The following is a 1,917-nucleotide window of genomic DNA, read 5'->3' as shown; positions in this document are numbered from 1 at the left end:
TTCGCCCGGATCCCGGTCGTCGCCGTCACCGCCAAGGCGATGGCCGGTGACCGGGCCAAGAGCCTCGCCGCCGGCGCCGACGACCATGTCAGCAAGCCGGTCGACACCACGCTGCTGCTGGAGCGGATGCGGCACTGGCTGGACGTGTCATGACCGACGGCCCCCGGTACAGCGGTCGGTCGGGTGCGCGGGGTCCGGCGAGTCCGGAGGGTCCGGCCGCTCCGGAGGGTCCGGCCGGTCCGTCAGGGATGCCGGGACCGCCGGGTTCGCCGGCAACGCCCGCGCACGGCGCCGACCCCGTGGAGGCCCCCGCCGCGGCCGAGGCACAGGGCGCCGTCGCGCGGCAGCTCGCCGGGGCCGTCCGGCGGCTCCAGCACGCCGTGGAGCGGATGCGCGCCGAGGAGGGCGCCCGCGCGCTGGTCGACCTCGCCACCGGCATGCTCGCCGAGCGGCTGACCGTGTCGCCCGCCGAGGCCGCCGCCCGGCTGGCCGCGCTCGCCCGGGAGGCCGGGGTGCCGGTCGCCACCCTGGCCGCCGACATCGTCGGACGGACGGCCGAGGCGCCCGCCCGGGACGACCGATCCGGACCGTCCGGGCCCCACGGACCGTCAGGGCCCCATGGCGCGCCCGGGTCCCACGATGCGCCCGGGCCCGCCGTCCGGCCCGGACCCGTCGGGTCACCCGCCCCACCGGCCCCCGCCCGGGCGCTCGCCGCCGTCCCCGACCTCGCGGACGCCGTCGAGGCCGTCCTCCGGCAGGGCGCCGCCCCCCTCGGCGCCCACGCCGTGCTGGTCTGGCAACGGCTGCCCGGCGGCAGCCTCGCCCTCGCCGCCCAGGCCGGCCTGCCCCTGGAGGCCGGCCTGCCCCTGGAGGAGGCCGAGGCCTGGAGCCGGGTGCCCCCCGGCATCGACACCCCCGCCCGGCAGGCCGTCACCAGCGGCGAGGACCGCTGGCCCGACACCCCGGCGCCGACCGGACCCGTCGCCGGGGGAGCCGCCACCCCCCGGGCCGTCCTCCCGCTGCTCGCCGACGGCCGTCGTCTCGGAGCCCTCGAAGTGCTCTGGCCCGGCCCCGCGCCCGTCCTCGGCCCGCCGCAGCGCCGTCGGCTCCGCGCCCTCGCCGATCTCTGCGCCACCGTCCTCGGCCACCCGGAACCCCCCGTGCCGCCCGAGCGCGAGGCGGACCTGCTCGACGGCCTGCTCGACCCGGCCCTGCTGCTCGAACCCGTCCTGCGGGACGGCCGGGTCGTGGACTTCACCGTCCTGCGCACCAACCGGCTGTTCCGGGACCCGCTCGGCCGCCCCCGCAGCGGCCTGGACGGCACCTCCCTCCTGGAGACCTATCCGATGGCCTGCGCCACCGGCCTGCTGGAACCGCTGCTGAGGGCGCACGAGACCGGCGAACCCCGGACCGACGACCGGCTGCGCCTGGTCTTCCAGGGCGGCGGGATCGCCGTACCCGCCGTCCTGCGGATCGCGGTCGCCCCGCTCGGCCCGCACCTCCTCCTCACCTGGCAGCGCGACACCGACCGGTCCGGCGAGTCCGAGCAGACCGACCTGCTGCGCCAGGCCCAACGCCTGGCCCGGGTGGCCGGGTTCGAGGAACAGCCAGGGAGCGGCCGGATCCTCTGGAGCGAGGGCCTGAGCGAGCTGTTCGGCCTGCCGCCGGAGTCCGCCGTGCCCCTCGCCCGGCTCGCCCGGCACGCCCACCCCGACGACGGGCCCGCCGTCCGCCGACTGGTGGACACCGTCCAGCACCGTCTGCGCACCGCCTCCGCGGTGTTCCGGCTGGTCCGCCCGGACGGCTCCCAGCGCTACACCCGGGTGATCGCCGAACCGGTCCTGGACGAGGACGGGCACCTCGGCGCGATCCGCGGCGCCTACCACGACGTGTCCGCCCAGCACTGGACCGAGGTCG

1 protein-coding gene is annotated in these 1,917 nt (G+C 78.7%); it reads left to right on the top strand.

Annotated elements, in window-relative coordinates; all coding sequences use genetic code 11:
* Nucleotides 1–299 precede the first annotated feature (299 nt).
* Nucleotides 300–1,917: PAS domain-containing protein (locus VR45_RS39500; RefSeq protein ID WP_045944796.1), on the top strand; the 1,618-nt coding region annotated here is incomplete at its 3' end.

Source organism: Streptomyces sp. NRRL S-495 (genome assembly GCF_000966955.1).
In the GTDB taxonomy this organism is placed as follows: Bacteria; Actinomycetota; Actinomycetes; order Streptomycetales; family Streptomycetaceae; genus Kitasatospora; species Kitasatospora purpeofusca.
The sequence above is the reverse complement of the archived record's forward strand: the minus strand, read 5'-3'. Positions and strand labels throughout refer to the sequence as shown.